Here is a 15,546-nt window from a genome sequence, read left to right as displayed (position 1 = left end):
GCCATCGAAGGCGATGGCGACGGCCAGGCGGTGCGGATCCAGTCAACTGGCGGCAATGCCCGCGACGAGGCGACGATATTGCGCGGGCCGGTTATCGTCGCCGCGCATGGCTCGTGGGAGCCGGGGCTACTGCCGAGCCAGCTTGGAAAGGTCAATCGCCCCTCGGACCTGCTCGGCTTCAAGGCGCATTTCACCGGATCTTCGCTGCCGCCCGATCTGATGCCGCTGCTGACGTTTCCGGGCGGCTATGGCGGCATGGTGCTCGCCGACCGCGGCCGCCTGTCGCTCTCCTGCTGCATAAGGCGCGATAGGCTGGCCCGGCTGCGCGGCAGTCTTGCCGCCGAACGTGGCGGCCATGTCTCGGCGGCTGAAGCCGTGGAGCGACACATCATGGCGACGTGCCGGGGCGCGCGGGAGGCCTTGGAGCAAGCCCGCCTCGACGGTCCGTGGCTTGCCGCCGGCCCTATCCGGCCAGGCATCCGCGCCGGCTACGGCGAAGACATCTTCCGCGTCGGCAATGCTGCCGGCGAGTCGCATCCGATCATCGCCGAGGGCATATCGATGGCGCTTCAGTCCGGCTGGCTCCTGGCTGAGGAGCTCGGCAGGACGGCCAGAGGGAAGGCGGGGCGAGAGGCAGCCGGGAGGCGCTACGAAGCGGCCTGGCGAGGACTGTTCTCGACGCGGGTCCTTGCCGCCGAAGCCATCGCCCGGCTGGCCCTCGGCCCCGGCGGCGCCGCGTTGATGGAGGCGGTCGTCCGTAACTTTCCGCGGACACTGACCCTGGGAGCGCGGCTAAGCGGCAAGACGAAAACGGTCCCCGGTTTGGCCGTTTCAGGCCTGGCTCGATAAACTGCCTCAGGCCACAGCCACGATCACATGTGCCTGAATCTTGGCGGCGACCTCGCCGCTGCCGTGCCGGTCCGCAATCGCGGAGGCGGCGTAATCCGTCGCTGCCTCAAGTCTTGCCGGATCCCTGGCCTGGATTTCGTTGCGAAGCAGGGTTCCCTGGCAATAGGCGACGGCAGGAACGCGCGGCGAGGACGCGCGGCTTTGCGCTGCTCGCGTCTCGATCTCCACCTGGGAGAAACCCGCCGCTTCCAGCTCGCTGCGGATCAAGTCCTTGTCGTGGTAGCCATGCGGCGTGCGTGCCAGAAAGCGCGGCGGGTCGTTCGGAAAAATCCTTGCGAGCGCATTCGTCACGTCATCGGCGAAAATATTCTCTTCGATGCGATCCCATACGCTGAAGAGGAAACGTCCTCCGGGCTTGAGAACGCGCTTTGCCTCGCGATAGGCAGTCGAGCGGTCGGGAAAGAACATCGCGCCGAACTGGCAGCAGACGACATCGAAGGCCGCATCCTCGAACGGCAGCGCCAACGCATCCGCCTGGCGCCATGTGATGCGGCGGTCGGGACCTTGCCGCGAAGCGGCATGGTCGAGCATCGGCTGGTTGAGGTCGGTCACGATATAGGTCGCGCCGGGAGACAGTCGTGGCGCCAACGCGCGGGTGACGACCCCGGTGCCCGCGGCGGTTTCGAGGACGGCACCAGGCGATAGCGACGCTACCCGTCGCGCAAGATCGGCGGCGTACGGCTCGAAAATCAACGGCACCATGTGGCGGTCGTAGTTTTCCGGGATCGAGCCGGCGAAGACCTTGTCCGTTTCCAGCATTGCCGTCACCCACAGTTCCGTCTGGTCCGCAACGGTAGCATACAAATGTTTGTTTGGCTCGGTTTCGACGAGGGGCATCCAGCGGTATATGCGGCTATGCCGGCCAATTGCGGACGCTCGGGTTATGGAACATTCCGGGGCAAACGGAGTTCGCTATGTATCGGCTTTTGCCGCGAAGCCCGTGATGCGTTGTGATGTGGCCCGAGGGCGGCGCTCGCCACGCCTGCGGGAGGCATTACGATGGCTAACCATACGATCCCCCATAATCCGCACAGCACGGCAAGCATTGCCGGCCATCCTGTCCATGCAATGCTGATACCGTTCCCGATCGCCTTCTTCGTCGCGACCTTCGTTTGCGACCTCGTCTTCTGGCGAACCGGCAATCCGGCCTGGGTCACGCCGTCGCTCTGGCTCCTCGGGGCTGGTCTGGTCATGGCGGCGCTCGCAGCCCTTGCCGGCCTCACCGACATACTGGGCGACGCTCAGATTCGTAGTCTTCGGGATGTATGGCTTCACGCCGGCGGCAACGTGATTGTCGTCCTGATCGAACTCTACAACTGGTATTTTCGCTATGCCCACGGAGAAGCGGCGGTGGTGCCGGTCGGACTGGTCTTGTCGCTGATCGTTGTCCTCATCCTTCTGTTCACCGGCTGGAAGGGCTGGGGAATGGTCTATCGGCACCATGTCGGCGTCGCCGACGGACCGGATCAAATGCGCTGAACGCCGTCAGCGTAGTCGCGGCTGGCTGAGCCGGGAGCATATTGAATCTCAGCCGGCGCCGACAAGCTCCGCAAAGCATGATTTTCATGTCGCCTCCGTCTCCCGACCGAGGTGACTTTTTTTGGGGTGATCCGTTGCGGCAATATCCTTGACGGCCTTGCCGGCTGGCCTACCACATCCTCGGCTAGCTTGTTCCAGAGCCGGGCCAGGCTGTCGCATTTTGACCCCAATCGCCCTCTACCCGGCCAAAGTTGCTGCGGTTCCGATCTTCACGCTTTCTTGACAGAGACTGGAAAAACGGGCAGCAAAGCGGGTGAGGAAGAGCATTTTTACCGTGGCGGAGACCATGGAGGGCTCTTTTTTCGTATGGACCGTCGCCACAGTGGCGATTGGTGGAGGGATTGGTTAACCATCTTTGTCCATCTTTTGAATCAATCGGCAACAGACGCGTGAAGGTGCAGGGGGCACCAGGCGAACTGTGATCGTGACGGGTGCCAGGTCCGCAAACCGGCATGCCGATTGAGAGTGGTCGTATGGCGTTTTTGCGTTTGAAGAACCGGGGTGACACTCCTGAAGAGGGGGTAACTTCGAAAAAATCTGGTGGTCATCGTTGGGTTCTGGTGCCTGCTGTCGGCGCCGCCCTTGCCCTGTGGTCGGTGGCGACCACGGCCGGCCTGTACTCGGTGAGCACCTCTCTCACCGCTGCTTCCAACGGATTGCCGCAGAGCCTGCTCGCGCCGCGCAACATCGCGCTCGCCGACCAGCGCCGCAAGCTCGCCAATGCCTGGGCGCCGCGCCTTGCCGCGGCCGGCGCCTACAAGACGGGTTCGCTCACCGACGGCTGCGACGCCGGCTGCCTCGACCTCGCCGCCGGCTTTGAGCGCTCCGCGCCGACTTCCATCACCCTGGTTAACAATGGCAAGGCGGCGCGCTTGAAGCCGGCGGCGCCGGACAGCGTCGCGTTTGAAAAGCTCAGAGTTGCGCGTGAGGAGGCCGTGAAGGTAGCCTCCGCCGCGGACGTCGCCGACCGTTTCGACAGCGTCGTCAAGCGCGCCGGGCTTTCGCCGCAGAAGCTTGCCGATGCCTTCCACCGCGCCGAGCACGCGCCGTTCCTGCTTGCGAGCCTGCCGGCGGCGAGCCGCTTCGGGGGCGCGGCTCAGACCGGTCCGGCCGCGACCCGTTCGGCCCAGACCGACCCGGCCTTCAGCGGCCCGGCTGAGGCCCGCTTCGGTCCAAATCAGGTCGACGTCCAGCGTGCGTCCGAGCTGGCGCTGGCGCTTGCCAATGTCATGCCCGAGGACACGGCCGACGTGCCGACCGCGGTCGCACTCGCCAACGGCGATGCGCCCGATCTTTCGGCCCGCGCCTCCGACGATGTTCAAGCCTCAGCCCAGGGCGAAGTGCAGGTCGCCTCGCTGCCGCCGCAAGACGAACTGCCCGACAGCATCGCCGTGCCCGGCCTGAGGCCGCGCACCACGCTCGAGCGCGCCACCGAGGCGCCCGAGCAGAATGCCGCGCGGAAGCCGGAGCCGGCCAAGCAGGCAACCCAGGCGGCAAAGCCCCAAGCTACCAAGCCGGAGCCTGCCAGGCCGGAGCCCGCCGCTGTCGATACCGCGGAAGGCCCGCAGTCACCGCGTTCGCTGAGGAGTTCCGAGCAGGCGCTTCCGGGCGTGCAGGGCTCGAAACCGATCAATGCCGGGCCGGCCAAGCGCAACAAGGCGCAGCCTTCCGAGATGCTCGCCTATGCCAAGCCGGACACGCCTGAGCGCGGCGGCCTCGGCAGGGCTTTTGGCAGCCTGTTCAATTCGCCTTCGACGGGCAATGGCGTGGCCGTCTACGATATCTCGGCCAAGACGGTCTATATGCCGGATGGCTCGAAGCTCGAGGCGCATTCGGGCCTCGGCTCGATGGTCGACCAGCCGCGCTTCGTCAATCGCAAGAATGTCGGCCCGACGCCGCCGGATACCTACAACCTGTCGCTGCGTGAATCGCGCTTCCACGGCGTCGAGGCGATCCGCCTGACGCCGACCAGCGGCGGTAACAAATATGGCCGCGACGGCCTGCTCGCCCACACCTACATGCTGCGCGGCGGCCGCGCCGAATCCAATGGCTGCGTCGTCTTCAAGGACTATCAGCGCTTCCTGTCCGCCTACAAGAAAGGCAAGATCAAGCGCCTCGTCGTCGTCCCGCGGCTCACCAGGTCGCCCACCCAGGTCGCCCAGGAAGGGCGCCAGGGCTGATCGGGATTTCACGACGTTTGGATCAGCAGAAGCCTCCCGAACGTCATCAATCCTAGGGTCTGTGCCGGGTCGCTTCAGTCCTTGATCCGCTCCGGGATGACGAAACGCCCGACCTTCGTCATCCTCGGGCGGAGCGGGAAGCGAAGCGTACTGCGTAGACCCGAGGATCCATGCCGTGACTTCAGAGCGCTGCATCGATGCAGAATTCTGCTCCGCTCGCACCCTTCGATTAAGGTAACGGCATGGATCCCAGGGTCTCCGCGACGGAGCTTCGCTCCTGCTTCGCCCTGGGATGACGAGGTTGAGAGGCTTCAGCTAATCCCCAGCGCTTGCGCTGACCCCCCGACAAGCCTGCAATATTCAAGATCCTGCGCTAGCGAACTGGTCGCCATCGCCTGCTTCTGCTTGGCCAAATGGTCCATGCCACGGTCGGCGCACCGAACACGCGCGACAGTGAGATCATCGACTTGCGGGGATTGCGAGCGCGAAGGAATATCCGCCCCTCCCAGGATATAGATATGGCGCACCCCGGGCTTGCGGCAAGACCCCGGACATGCCGTATGTACGCTGCCCTTGGCCTGAATTTTAGGAAAGGGAATTCCCGAATGCGGATTTTGTTGTCGACTTACGGCTCGCGCGGCGACGTCGAGCCGGTGGTGGCGCTTGGCTCGCGACTGCAGGCGCTCGGCGCCGAGGTGCGGGTGAGCGTCCCCGGTGATGAGGAATTTGCCGCGCTGTGCGCCCGCGCCGGCGTGCCGCTGGCGCCGGCCTTCGCGCCGGTGCGCGAATGGGCAAAGGAGATGATGCGGCGCAGGAGATCGGCGTCGCCCGAGGGCCGGGCGGAGCTTATCTCCGGCCAGGGGGCCGAGATCGTCGCCAGGCAATACGATGCGCTCACGGCGGCCGCCGAAGGCTGCGATGCCGTGGTGGCGTGCGGCCTGTTTCCGTCCTGCGCCGCTGCGCGGCTGGTCGCCGAGCAGCGGGGCATGCGCTACATCCTTGGCACCTTCTGTCCGATCTGGCTGCCGTCGGCGCACAACCGGCCCTTTGAATATCCCGGACATCCGCTTCCTGCTGGCGTGACCGACAACATGGCGCTCTGGGACCATGATATCCGGACCAAGAACGCGCTGTTCGGCGGCGCGATCAACAGCCACCGCGCGTCGCTCGGGCTGCCTCCGTTGGACAACGTCCGCGATTACGTCTACGGCGATCCCGTCCTGCTTGCCTGCGACCCGACGCTCGGACCTTGGCTGCCCTCGGACCTGATCGGCGCCCTGCAGACCGGCGCCTGGATCTTGGCCGATGAACGGCCGCTTCCCGACGGGCTGGAGGCGTTCCTCGAAGTCGGCGCGCCGCCGGTCTATGTCGGCTTCGGCTCCATTGCGGTCGAGAGCGAGGCCGGACGCGCGGCCATCGAGGCGATCCGCGCCAAGGGCCGGCGCACGGTCATCACGCATGGCTGGGCCGAGCTCGGCCCGATCGACGAGCGCGACGATTGCTTCGCCGTCGGCGATGTCAACCAGCAGGCGCTGTTTGGCCGGCTGGCGGCGGTCATCCATCACGGCGGCGCCGGCACGACCGTCGCCGCGGCGCGGGCAGGGGCGCCGCAGGTGGTGGTGCCCCAGATCGGCGACCAGCCCTATTGGGGGCGGCGGGTGGTTGAGCTCGGCATAGGCGCCGCGCATGACGGCCCGACGCCAACAGCGGAGTCATTGTCCGAGGCGCTGGAGACGGCGCTGGCGCCCGAGACCCGTGTCCGGGCAGGCGCGGCCGCTCACTTGGTCCGCCCTGACGGCGCGGCGGTGGCGGCAAAGTTGCTGATTGATGCATTGAGTGGCGGGTGATTTCACTGCGTCAGTTCCGCCAGCGCCCTTTGCAAGGGCGCCGGCGAGACCTGGATCGGGCCGGAGAAGGGCGTGTCCATGTCCATGATCAGATAGATCGCCGGGGCCACCAACGCCCCGGAAATGAGGCAAGTGCAGACGACGGTGGCGTTGCGCGGTGCCCGGAAGCCGAAGCTGGCGAAGATCAGTGTCAGCCAGGCGACGAGCAGGGCGATCAGCGGCGCGGGGATGGCGCCCTCGGACTGCTCGGCCAGTATCCAGCGTTGCTCGATCACCTTCCGCAGCTGCTGTGTCGCGGCCTGCTGCGCAGCGGTCTGCTTGGCGTCCGCGGGCGTCAAGCCCGCCAGGATATCGCCGACCTGATTGAGCAGCAGCTCCGATAGCCTGTTAGGGACGACAGTCGTGTCGTTGTCGGCGGCGGAAGTGTCGACGACGCGTTGGACATAGGCGGTGATCGATTGCCGGGCGCTGTCCGTCTCCGGTCCGTACTGTCGGAGCGTTCGGTCAAGCAGGATGAGATCGGTGGCGAAGGCGTGGACATTGCCATCGATGGCCTCGAACGTGTTCTTGGCCGAATTGATCATCAGGCCGAGCACCAGCGACGACATCACCACGAAGAGGTTCGCGGCAAGCCGCACCACGGCGCTGGTGTCGTCCTGGCGGTGGTGGGCGGGAAAGCGCTCGTGCACCATCAGACTGACCAGCGAGGCGCCGGCCAGACAAGCAAAGATCGCTGTCCCTACAAGCACTTCACCCATGGCTGATATTGCGCATGGCAAAGGCCGCTTGCCAATTGGCTGTGCGAATTCGTCATTCTAGGGCGAAGCGACGCGAAGCGGAGCGCAGACCCTAGAATCCATGCCATTGCATATGAACGTCGCTCCGGTGCAGAACGATCCTTTGTTCTGCACCGCTCCGCTCTTCGGCAGCGGTCACGGCATGGATTCTAGGGTCTGCGCGCGTCGCTTCGCTCCTTGCTCCGCCCTAGAATGACGAGACCGGGGCGCAAGCGCGACCCTCGAAACACCCTTCCAATGCCCGCCGAAGCCTTTATGAATGACCGCCGGGGCGGCTCCACCCTCACAATCATGCACGAGGAAACCATGACAATACGCGCTGTCGTCTGGGGCGAGAACATCCATGAGCGGACCAACGAGGTGGTCGCCGGCATCTATCCGCAAGGCATGCACACGACCATCGCCAACGCGCTCAACGCCGACAAGGCGATCTCCGCATCGACCGCGACGCTGGAGCAGCCGGAGCACGGCCTGCCGGAATCCCGCCTCGCCGAGACCGACGTGCTCGTCTGGTGGGGCCACAAGGACCATGGCGCGGTGGCCGACGAGGTGGTCGAGCGCGTCGCTCGCCGCGTCTGGCAAGGCATGGGGCTGATTGTGCTTCATTCCGGCCATTTCTCAAAGATCTTCAAGCGGCTGATGGGCACGCCCTGCACGCTGAAATGGCGCGAGGCCGGCGAGCGCGAGCGGCTCTGGGTGACGAGCCCCAGCCATCCGATCGCCGAAGGCGTCGGCGAGTATTTCGAGCTCGAGAACGAAGAGATGTATGGCGAGCAGTTCGCCGTTCCCGAGCCGCTGGAGACGGTCTTCATCTCCTGGTTCCAGGGCGGCGAGGTGTTCCGCTCGGGGCTGACCTACCGGCGTGGCGCGGGCAACGTCTTCTACTTTCGCCCTGGCCACGAGACCTATCCGACCTATCACGACGCCACCGTCCACAAGGTGCTGCGCAACGCGGTGAAGTGGGCGCATAACCCACAAGGCTCGAAGCCGGCCATCCTCGATGCGCCGAACGTGCCGGTCGAGAAGGCGCTGGAGCCGATCGTCGAGCGCGGCGGCAAGCTGCACGCATCCGGCGAGGCCGGTTTCCGCTAGAAGCACTCGGGAATTGCGCGACGACGAGGCTTAGGCCACATTGCGTCGCATCATTTGAATCGAACCAATTTGCTCGGAGTGCAAGAAAATGCGGCTTTTGATACTTGGTACCGGCTGGATGGCGCAGGAACACGCCCGCCGCTTCAGCGCGATCGAGGGCGTCGACATCGTCGGCGCGGTCGATGTCGATCCGGCCCGCGTCGGCGAATTCGCCGACAATTACAACATCCCGAAGCGGCTGACCTCGCTGGAGGCTGCGCTCGCCTGGGGCGATTTCGACGCGGTCGCCAACGTCACGCCCGACCGCATCCACCACCCGACCACCATGGCGCTGATTGCCGCCGGCAAGCCGGTGCTGTGCGAAAAGCCGCTGGCCGAGAATTTCGGCAAGGCGAGCGAGATGGCCGATGCCGCGGAGGCCGCAGGCATCGTCAACATGGTCAACCTCACCTATCGCAACGTGGCGCCGCTGCAGAAGGCGCGGAAGATGGTGCAGGCGGGCGAGATCGGCACGGTGCGCCATGTCGAGGCCTCCTATCTGCAGAGCTGGCTGGTGTCGAAATTCTGGGGCGACTGGCGCACCGACCCGAAATGGCTCTGGCGGCTGTCGCGCGGCCATGGCTCCAACGGCGTGCTCGGCGACGTCGGCATCCATATCCTCGATTTTGCCAGCTATGGCGCGGCGCTCGACATCGACCACGTCTTCTGCCGGCTGCGCGCCTTCGACAAGGCGCCGGGCAACCGTATCGGCGAATATCAGCTCGACGCCAATGACAGCTTCGCCATGACGCTCGACTTCGCCAACGGCGCCTTCGGCATGGTGCATGCCAGCCGCTGGGCGACCGGCCATCTGAACGAGCTCAGGCTGCGCATCTATGGCGACAAGGGCGGCATCGAGGTGGTGCACAATCTCAACGGCTCGCTGCTCAAGGCCTGCGTCGGCGAGAATGTCGAGAACGCCAAATGGGAAGAACTCGACGCCGGCACCGTGCCGACCAACTACCAGCGCTTCGTCGATGCCATTCGCAGCGGTGTGCAGACCGAGCCGAACTTCCGCCACGCCGCGGGCCTGCAGAAGGTGCTGGATCTCGCCGTGGTGTCCGACGAGAAGCGCGCCGAGCTGAGGGCCAACGCGGATACGCAGTAGCGCCTTTCCTCGCCCCCGCCAACGGCGGGGGAGAGGTGGCCGCGAAGCCGCCGGAGAGGGGCCTTCGCAGGGCGCTCCCCTTCATCTCCGCTGCGTCGAGCCACCTCTCCTCCACTTTCGTGGGGCGAGGAACCCAAGCTCTGCTACCGTCTCGCCCGATAAATCCCCACCGCCGCCGCTACAAGCGCCGCATTCCCGTCGGCCACGCTGCCGCCGGGCAACTCCTTGCCGTCCTCCAACCCAACGCGGGTCGAAAATTTCCGCAGCGCCGCCCGCTGAACAAAAGGCCACACGGTGGCGTTCTCGCCATGCAGCAGGATCGAGCGGTGGATGCCTTCGCGCTGCAGCACCTTTTCGATGCCGTCGGCGACGGCAAAGGCCTCGTCCAGCGTCTGCTCGGAAATCTCGATCAGCACGCGCAGCACCCGACGGCCGTGATCGAGGTTGGCGAGCCTGAGCGCGTCGCCGATCGACGCCAGCCCGGCCTCGATGCCGACGCCGCGCTCGCGCAGGGCCTCCATCACCTCGGGCGCCGCCGCCTCGCCGAGATTGACCGAGGCATAGTCGGGCAGCTCACGCCAGCCGGCGATGGCGGCAAGGGTGCGCCTGTCGTCCTTCTCGATCCAGGCGCCGGTGGAGACGCCGATCAGCGTGCCCGGACAGGCGCGGCGCAGGGCCGCCACCGTCCGGTCCATCGCTTCCGGGGCGAGGCTTTCCTGGCGGTCGGCGCCGCGCGCATGGACATGGAGTTCGGCTGCGCCTGCAGCGAGCGAGGCGGCGCCGTCACGCGCCATGGCGTCCGGGTCGAGCGGCAGGGCAGGATGGAAATCGGCGGCGTGGGCGCCGTTGATGCAGGCCTGGACGATCATGGCGGCGATCCTGTTGTTAATGCGAATCTAGCGCAGGCGGGGCAAAGCGGAAACGGCGGATAATGAAGCTTGCTGACAGACGTCCGTGGTCGCCGTGATCTTCAGCGCGCGCCGTAGAGCGCTGGCCTGGCAGGACTGACTTGCAGCCTCAACGCATCGCCCGTCTCCCCATCATCACCCCCATCACCGCCAAACTTCCGATCAGCACCGACAGCACCCCTGCCGGCAACTCCGTCGGAGCAAACACAACGCGGCCGGTCCAGTCGGCGAACACCACCAGCGCCGCCCCTGTTATCGCCGAGCCGAACAATTGCGGCCCGGCGCGGCGCAGGCCCATCAGCCCGGCCAGATGCGGCGCGAGCAGCCCGACGAAGCTCATCGGGCCGACGACCAGCGCCGCGGCCGCCGTCGCGATCGCCGCAAGCACCAGCACCGCCAGTCGCGCGGCGCGAAGCGGAACGCCGAGGCCGGTCGCGACGCCGGCGCCGAGCGGCAGGATCTCCAACCAGCGGCAGGCAAGCGCCGAGAGCGCCAGCCCGGCGAGGCCGGCCAGGAACACGACGATCGCGAAGTCGGGTTCCACCCAATAAGTCGAGCCGCTCAGCCAGGCGAGCACCTGGCCGGAGCGCGGATCGCCAAGTGCGAGAAACAACAGGCTCGAAGCGTCGAGCAGGGCGGTGATGCCGATGCCGGTCAGCAACAGCCGTTCCGGCGTGAAGCCGCGGTCGAGGCCGATCAGCAGTATGGCGCAGGTGACGACAAGCGCGCCGACCGTTGCGCCGAAGAGCTGCAGCCCGGCGCCGGCATCGGCAAAGATGAGCAGCACCGCGATCAACCCCATGGCGACGCCGCCGCCGATGCCGAGGATTTCCGGGCTCGCCATCGGGTTGGCGAACAGGCGCTGGACGAGGCAGCCGGCGACGCCGAGCCCAAGACCCGAGCCGCAGGCGGCGACGACGCGTGGCAGGCGCCAGGCAAACGCCTCCGGATGGAGACCGACGCCATCGGGCGCGCGGCCAAGAAGGAAGGCAAGAGCAAGCGCAAGGGCGAGCAGGATGGCCAAGCCGGCAAGCACGACCATCGGCCGCCCTGCGCTGCCGCCACCGAGACGAGTGGCGATCCCGCCGCCTGTCTCCAGCATCAGGCGCGGCACCCGTCTCAGCAAGAAGATCAGCATTGGCGCGCCGATCAGCGCGGTGACGGCGCCGGTGGGCAGGTTCGCCGCCTGGTCGGGCGGCAGGCGCTGGATGAGCTGATCGACGAGGAGCACCAGGCCGGCACCGGCCAGCGGCGCGGCGACGAGCCGCTCACCGAGTTTTTCCGCGCCGAGCACACGCGCCAGATGCGGCGCCGCCAGCCCGACGAAGCCGATGATGCCGACGGCGGCCGCCACGCTTGCTGACAGCAGCACCGCGGTGGCAAGCAGCAGCGGCTTCGAGAGCTTCGACAGGCCGAGGCTTTTAGCCTGCTGCTCGCCGAAACCGAGGATCAGCAGGGGCCGCGCCAGGGCGGCGGTGACGATCACGCCGACAGCGACGCGCAGCGCCAGTTGCTCGACGCCGGTCCAGCCGTCCTCGACCAGCGAGCCGGCGCCCCAGATGAACATCGAGGCGAGATATTGCTGGTTGAGCAGCATCAAGAGGCTGGAGACCGAGCCGAGCGCGAAACTGACGACGAAGCCTGAGAGGATCAGCGTCGTCGGATCGGCGCGGCGCCGCCAGCCGATCGCCGCGATCAGCCCCCAGGCCGTGAAGGCGCCGGCAATCGCGAGCGGCTCGGGATGAGCGGCATGCAAGGCGGGCGCTGCAAGCACGCCGACGGTCAGCGCCAGATGCGCGCCGGCATTGACGCCGAGCGTCTCGGGCGCGGCGAGCGGGTTCTGCAGCACCTGCTGCATCAGGACGCCGGCCAGGCCGAGGGCCGCGCCCGCCAGCAGCGAAACGGTGAGCCGCGGCCAATAGGCATAGTCGAGGAGTAGCGCCCGCACCGCTTCGCTGCCCTGGATATCGGCGATGTTGGTGGCGATCAACCCGGCGGCGAGCAGCAGATAGACGCCGCCCGCGAAAAGGATTGCCAGCCGGCGGCGGTCACGAAGCATGGCCGCGCTCGAAAAGCTCTGCGTGTTGCAAAAGCTGGTTGGCGAAACGGCCGGCCGAGGGCAGGCCGCCAAAACCCCAGACGCTGGGCAGGATCGCATAGTTGCCGGGCGCGAACACCGGCAACTGGCCGAGCAGCCCGTCGCGCGCCCCGAGCTTGGCGCGCACGGCGGGCGGCACCGGCTCGATCACCAGCACGGCCGCGTCGCGGATTGCAAACAGCCGGTCGACGCCGGCATTGGCAAAACCCCAGAAATTGCCCGGGCCCGTCCAGGCATTCTTCAGCCCGGCGCGCTTCAGCACATCGTCGAACAGGCTGCCGCGGCAGAACACCCAGGCGTGGCGGTCGTCCTGGAAATAGAGCACCAGCACCGGCCTTGTCGCCGCCGCGCCGACGGCATCCTTGAGCTTGGCGATGCGCGCATCTGTGGCGGCAACGAGATCGGTCGCCGCCTGCTCGCGGCCGAGAAGCGCGCCGAGCCGCCTCGTGTTCTCCTGCGCATGGCGGTAGGGCTCGAGGTCGTCGGTATAGGTGGCGAGGCTGATGACCGGCGCGATCTTGCCGAGCACCGGCTCGATCGCCGTGAATTGCGGTGTGGACAGGATGACGTCGGGCTTCAGCGCCGCCAGATATTCGAGGCTCGGCGTGGCTCTCAGACCGAGTTCGGCGACATCGGAGGGCAGGGCAGGCGAGCCGACCCAGTCGCGATAGCCAGCGGTTTCGGCAAGCCCGACCGGCGTGACGCCCAGCGCCAGCAGTGTCTCGGCCGTTCCCCAGTCGATGGTCGCAACCCGCTCGGCATGCGCGGGCACGGCTTCATCGGCCACCGCCGGCAGCACCGGCAGCAGCGCGAGCAACGACGCCAAGAGCAACGACGCCAAGAGCCTTGCGATCACGGATACCTGCCAGCCGTCACCATTTATAGCCCATGGTCAGGCTGATCTCGCGGCTCTCGCCGTAGAAGCAAGTGATATTGCAGGAAGCGACATAGGCCTTGTCGAACAGATTGGAGACGTTGAGCGCAGCCTTGAAGTTGTCCTTCTCGTAGCGGATCGCGGCGTCGACCACGGCATAGTCGGGCACCTTCTGCGTGTTGACGCTGTCGGCAAAGGAGGACCCGACATAGCGTACCCCGCCGCCGATGGTGATGCTCGGCAGGCGGTCGGAGGGAATGGCATAGTCGAGCCAGAGCGAGCCGAACTGTTCCGGCGTGCCGGTCGTCACCTTGCCGATCTCGGCCGGATTGCCTTCCCTGATCTTGAGGTCGTACCAGGTGTAGGCGGCGGTGAGCGTCAGGTCGGGCGTAAGCTGGCCGACGGCTTCGAGCTCGACGCCGCGCGAATTCACCTTAGCGATCTGCCGGTTGAACAGCACGCCGTCGCTGGTCACCACATTCTGGCGCGTCAGGTCGAACAGCGAAGCGGTGAGCAGCACATCGCTCAGCCAGGTCGGCTGGTATTTGACGCCGACCTCGTATTGCACCGCCGTTTCGGGCTTGAAGGCCTCGCCGGTGGAGGAGTCCTTGCCGGTCAGCGGCAGGAACGAGCGCGAGATCGAGGCATAGGGCGAGATGCCGTTGTCGAAATTGTAGATGGCGCCGGCGCGGCCGCTGAAGGCGTCGCTGGAATAGCTCGCTCGCACGCCGGTCGGGCGGTCGGTGACTGTGGTCTGGGCGTCATCGTAGCGGCCGCTGAAAACCAGGTTCAGGCGGTCGATCGTCATCAGGTCCTGGGCATAAAGGCCGGTCTGGTTCTGCAAGGTGTTCGACTGGTCGTAGCGCGAGGTGACGGGCGGCGCCCCGTTATAGACCGGGTTCAAGACGTCGAGCGGCGGCGCGTCCTCGAAGCCTGACTCGTCATGCAGGTCGAAGCGCTTGTAGTCGAGGCCGAGAAGCAGCGTGTGGTCGATCGGGCCTGTGGACGTCTTCCATTCGACCTGATTGTCGACGGTGAACAGGCCGAGGTTCGGCTTCGACAGGAAGTTGGCGCGATCGAGCAACGCCGTGGTGGTGGTCGGCGGGCTCACCCAGCCTTCGCCATAGACATTGCGGAAATCGACCTCGAGATGGCCGTAGCGCAGGTTCTGCCTGACCGTCACGTCATTGTCGAAGCGATGCTCGAACTCATAGCCGATCATCTGCTGCGAGCGCTCGAACTTGTCGACGCTGGGCTCGCTGGTGAACAGGTCGCGCGGGATTTTTCCAAATGGCGCGTCGACCACGGTGCCGACATAGGGCAAGAAATTCTGGCCGCGCGTCTTCAGCTTCGAGACGTTGGCATAGACGGTGAGGCTGGTGTCCTCGTCCGGCTTCCAGGTCACTTCCGGCATGACGGCGAACTGGTCGTTGTCGGTAAAGTCGACCTGGGTGCCGCCATAATTGCCTGTGGCGATGAAGCGGTAGGCGAGCGTGCCGTCCTTGTTGACGCCCTCGACGTCGAGGCCGGTCCAGACATTGCCGAACTCGTTGACGCCGATCGCGGTCTCGCCGCGGTTCTGGAAGGTCGGCCGCTTGGAGACGAGGTTGATGAGACCGCCCGGATTCGAGGCGCCGTAGAGCGCCGACGACGGCCCGCGCAGGACGTCGATGCGGTCGAGGAGGTAAGGGTTCACCTTCCAGGTGGCGAAACTGTCGCTCGACTGCAACTGCAGCCCGTCGAGGAAGTAGCTGCTGACCTGCGAGGAGAAGCCTCGGATCAGGAACCAGTCGTTGCGGGTGTCGTTGCCGAAGGTTTCGGAGCGGATGCCCGGCGAATAGCGCGTCGCTTCGACGACGCTGCGCGCGGCCTGGTCCTCGATTTGTCGACTGCCGACCACGCTCACCGCTTGCGGCGTCTTTTCCAGCGGCTGGTCGGATTTGCTGGCGCTGGCGTCCTTCTTGGCCTTGTAGCCGTCGAACCCGGCGCTGCCGGTGCCGGCTTCGCCCTCGATCTGGATCGGCGCCAGCACGTCCTGTTTCTCCTGCGCCAGCACATGTGGCGCACCCAGGAAAGTCGTTGCCAGCAAAAGCCCCGCCAGAACGCGCCGGTTCGTCATCACCCTGATCCCATCTCCGATAGCTGCGCAGCGCTA

The 15,546-nt window shown here is 66.2% G+C and carries 12 protein-coding genes; 6 read left to right on the top strand and 6 right to left on the bottom strand.

Annotation, left to right across the window (positions count from 1 at the left end; genetic code table 11):
* Positions 1–849 (top strand): monooxygenase (locus P9236_RS23105; RefSeq protein ID WP_278076882.1); only part of this gene is annotated, 849 nt, incomplete at its 5' end.
* 6 nt (positions 850–855) lie between these two features.
* Here P9236_RS23105 and P9236_RS23100 read toward each other — a convergent pair.
* Positions 856–1,668, bottom strand: coding sequence for a class I SAM-dependent methyltransferase (locus P9236_RS23100; protein ID WP_278076890.1), 813 nt, complete (start codon positions 1,666–1,668; stop codon positions 856–858).
* Between the two features lie 240 nt (positions 1,669–1,908).
* Between P9236_RS23100 and P9236_RS23095 the strand changes: the two genes are divergently transcribed.
* The 3 genes from P9236_RS23095 (at position 1,909) to P9236_RS23085 (ending at position 6,475) form a co-directional block, all read left to right on the top strand.
* Entirely contained in the window at positions 1,909–2,388 is a 480-nt protein-coding gene (locus tag P9236_RS23095) for a DUF2231 domain-containing protein (protein ID WP_278076881.1), read from the top strand.
* Positions 2,389–3,008: 620 nt separating this feature from the next.
* The gene (locus P9236_RS23090) at positions 3,009–4,628 is read left to right on the top strand and encodes a tlde1 domain-containing protein (RefSeq protein WP_278076880.1); all 1,620 of its coding nucleotides are present in this window, start codon (positions 3,009–3,011) and stop codon (positions 4,626–4,628) included.
* Between the two features lie 605 nt (positions 4,629–5,233).
* Positions 5,234–6,475, top strand: a complete 1,242-nt coding sequence (locus tag P9236_RS23085; RefSeq protein ID WP_278076879.1) for a glycosyltransferase — start codon at positions 5,234–5,236, stop codon at positions 6,473–6,475.
* A 2-nt stretch (positions 6,476–6,477) separates the two neighbouring features.
* Here the strand turns inward: P9236_RS23085 and P9236_RS23080 are convergent, their stop codons facing one another.
* A complete protein-coding gene (locus tag P9236_RS23080) occupies positions 6,478–7,233 on the bottom strand; it encodes a DUF4239 domain-containing protein (RefSeq protein ID WP_278076878.1) in 756 nt (251 codons plus the stop codon).
* A 345-nt stretch (positions 7,234–7,578) separates the two neighbouring features.
* Between P9236_RS23080 and P9236_RS23075 the strand changes: the two genes are divergently transcribed.
* On the top strand, positions 7,579–8,364 hold the full coding sequence (locus tag P9236_RS23075) for a ThuA domain-containing protein (RefSeq protein WP_278076877.1): 786 nt from the start codon (positions 7,579–7,581) through the stop codon (positions 8,362–8,364).
* A gap of 88 nt (positions 8,365–8,452) precedes the next feature.
* Positions 8,453–9,511, top strand: a complete 1,059-nt coding sequence (locus P9236_RS23070) for a Gfo/Idh/MocA family oxidoreductase (RefSeq protein ID WP_278076876.1) — start codon at positions 8,453–8,455, stop codon at positions 9,509–9,511.
* Between the two features lie 143 nt (positions 9,512–9,654).
* On the opposite strand, the gene P9236_RS23065 is transcribed toward P9236_RS23070, so the two are convergent.
* The 4 genes from P9236_RS23065 to P9236_RS23050 form a co-directional block, all read right to left on the bottom strand.
* Positions 9,655–10,380 (bottom strand): 3-keto-5-aminohexanoate cleavage protein, encoded by a 726-nt coding sequence (locus P9236_RS23065; RefSeq protein ID WP_278076875.1) that lies wholly within the window; start codon positions 10,378–10,380, stop codon positions 9,655–9,657.
* A gap of 148 nt (positions 10,381–10,528) precedes the next feature.
* Positions 10,529–12,478 (bottom strand): Fe(3+)-hydroxamate ABC transporter permease FhuB, encoded by a 1,950-nt coding sequence (gene fhuB, locus P9236_RS23060; RefSeq protein WP_278076874.1) that lies wholly within the window; start codon positions 12,476–12,478, stop codon positions 10,529–10,531.
* Positions 12,468–13,343, bottom strand: a complete 876-nt coding sequence (locus P9236_RS23055; RefSeq protein ID WP_278076873.1) for an iron-siderophore ABC transporter substrate-binding protein — start codon at positions 13,341–13,343, stop codon at positions 12,468–12,470. Before P9236_RS23055 ends, fhuB begins: the two co-directional genes overlap by 11 nt.
* 46 nt (positions 13,344–13,389) lie before the next feature.
* Positions 13,390–15,510, bottom strand: a complete 2,121-nt coding sequence (locus tag P9236_RS23050; protein ID WP_278076872.1) for a TonB-dependent siderophore receptor — start codon at positions 15,508–15,510, stop codon at positions 13,390–13,392.
* Between the last annotated feature and the right edge of the window lie 36 nt (positions 15,511–15,546).

Source organism: Mesorhizobium sp. WSM4884 (genome assembly GCF_029625675.1).
In the GTDB taxonomy this organism is placed as follows: Bacteria; Pseudomonadota; Alphaproteobacteria; order Rhizobiales; family Rhizobiaceae; genus Mesorhizobium.
This window is presented reverse-complemented; position numbering and strand designations above follow the sequence as displayed.

What these genes read in the sequence shown, in the direction of transcription:
- P9236_RS23075 (WP_278076877.1), top strand. Translation starts at nt 7,579, where the DNA reads ATGACAATACGCGCTGTCGTCTGGGGCGAGAACATCCATGAGCGGACC.
- P9236_RS23085 (WP_278076879.1), top strand. Translation starts at nt 5,234, where the DNA reads ATGCGGATTTTGTTGTCGACTTACGGCTCGCGCGGCGACGTCGAGCCG.
- P9236_RS23070 (WP_278076876.1), top strand. Translation starts at nt 8,453, where the DNA reads ATGCGGCTTTTGATACTTGGTACCGGCTGGATGGCGCAGGAACACGCC.
- P9236_RS23100 (WP_278076890.1), bottom strand. Translation starts at nt 1,668, where the DNA reads ATGCTGGAAACGGACAAGGTCTTCGCCGGCTCGATCCCGGAAAACTAC.
- P9236_RS23065 (WP_278076875.1), bottom strand. Translation starts at nt 10,380, where the DNA reads ATGATCGTCCAGGCCTGCATCAACGGCGCCCACGCCGCCGATTTCCAT.
- P9236_RS23050 (WP_278076872.1), bottom strand. Translation starts at nt 15,510, where the DNA reads ATGACGAACCGGCGCGTTCTGGCGGGGCTTTTGCTGGCAACGACTTTC.
- fhuB (WP_278076874.1), bottom strand. Translation starts at nt 12,478, where the DNA reads ATGCTTCGTGACCGCCGCCGGCTGGCAATCCTTTTCGCGGGCGGCGTC.
- P9236_RS23095 (WP_278076881.1), top strand. Translation starts at nt 1,909, where the DNA reads ATGGCTAACCATACGATCCCCCATAATCCGCACAGCACGGCAAGCATT.
- P9236_RS23080 (WP_278076878.1), bottom strand. Translation starts at nt 7,233, where the DNA reads ATGGGTGAAGTGCTTGTAGGGACAGCGATCTTTGCTTGTCTGGCCGGC.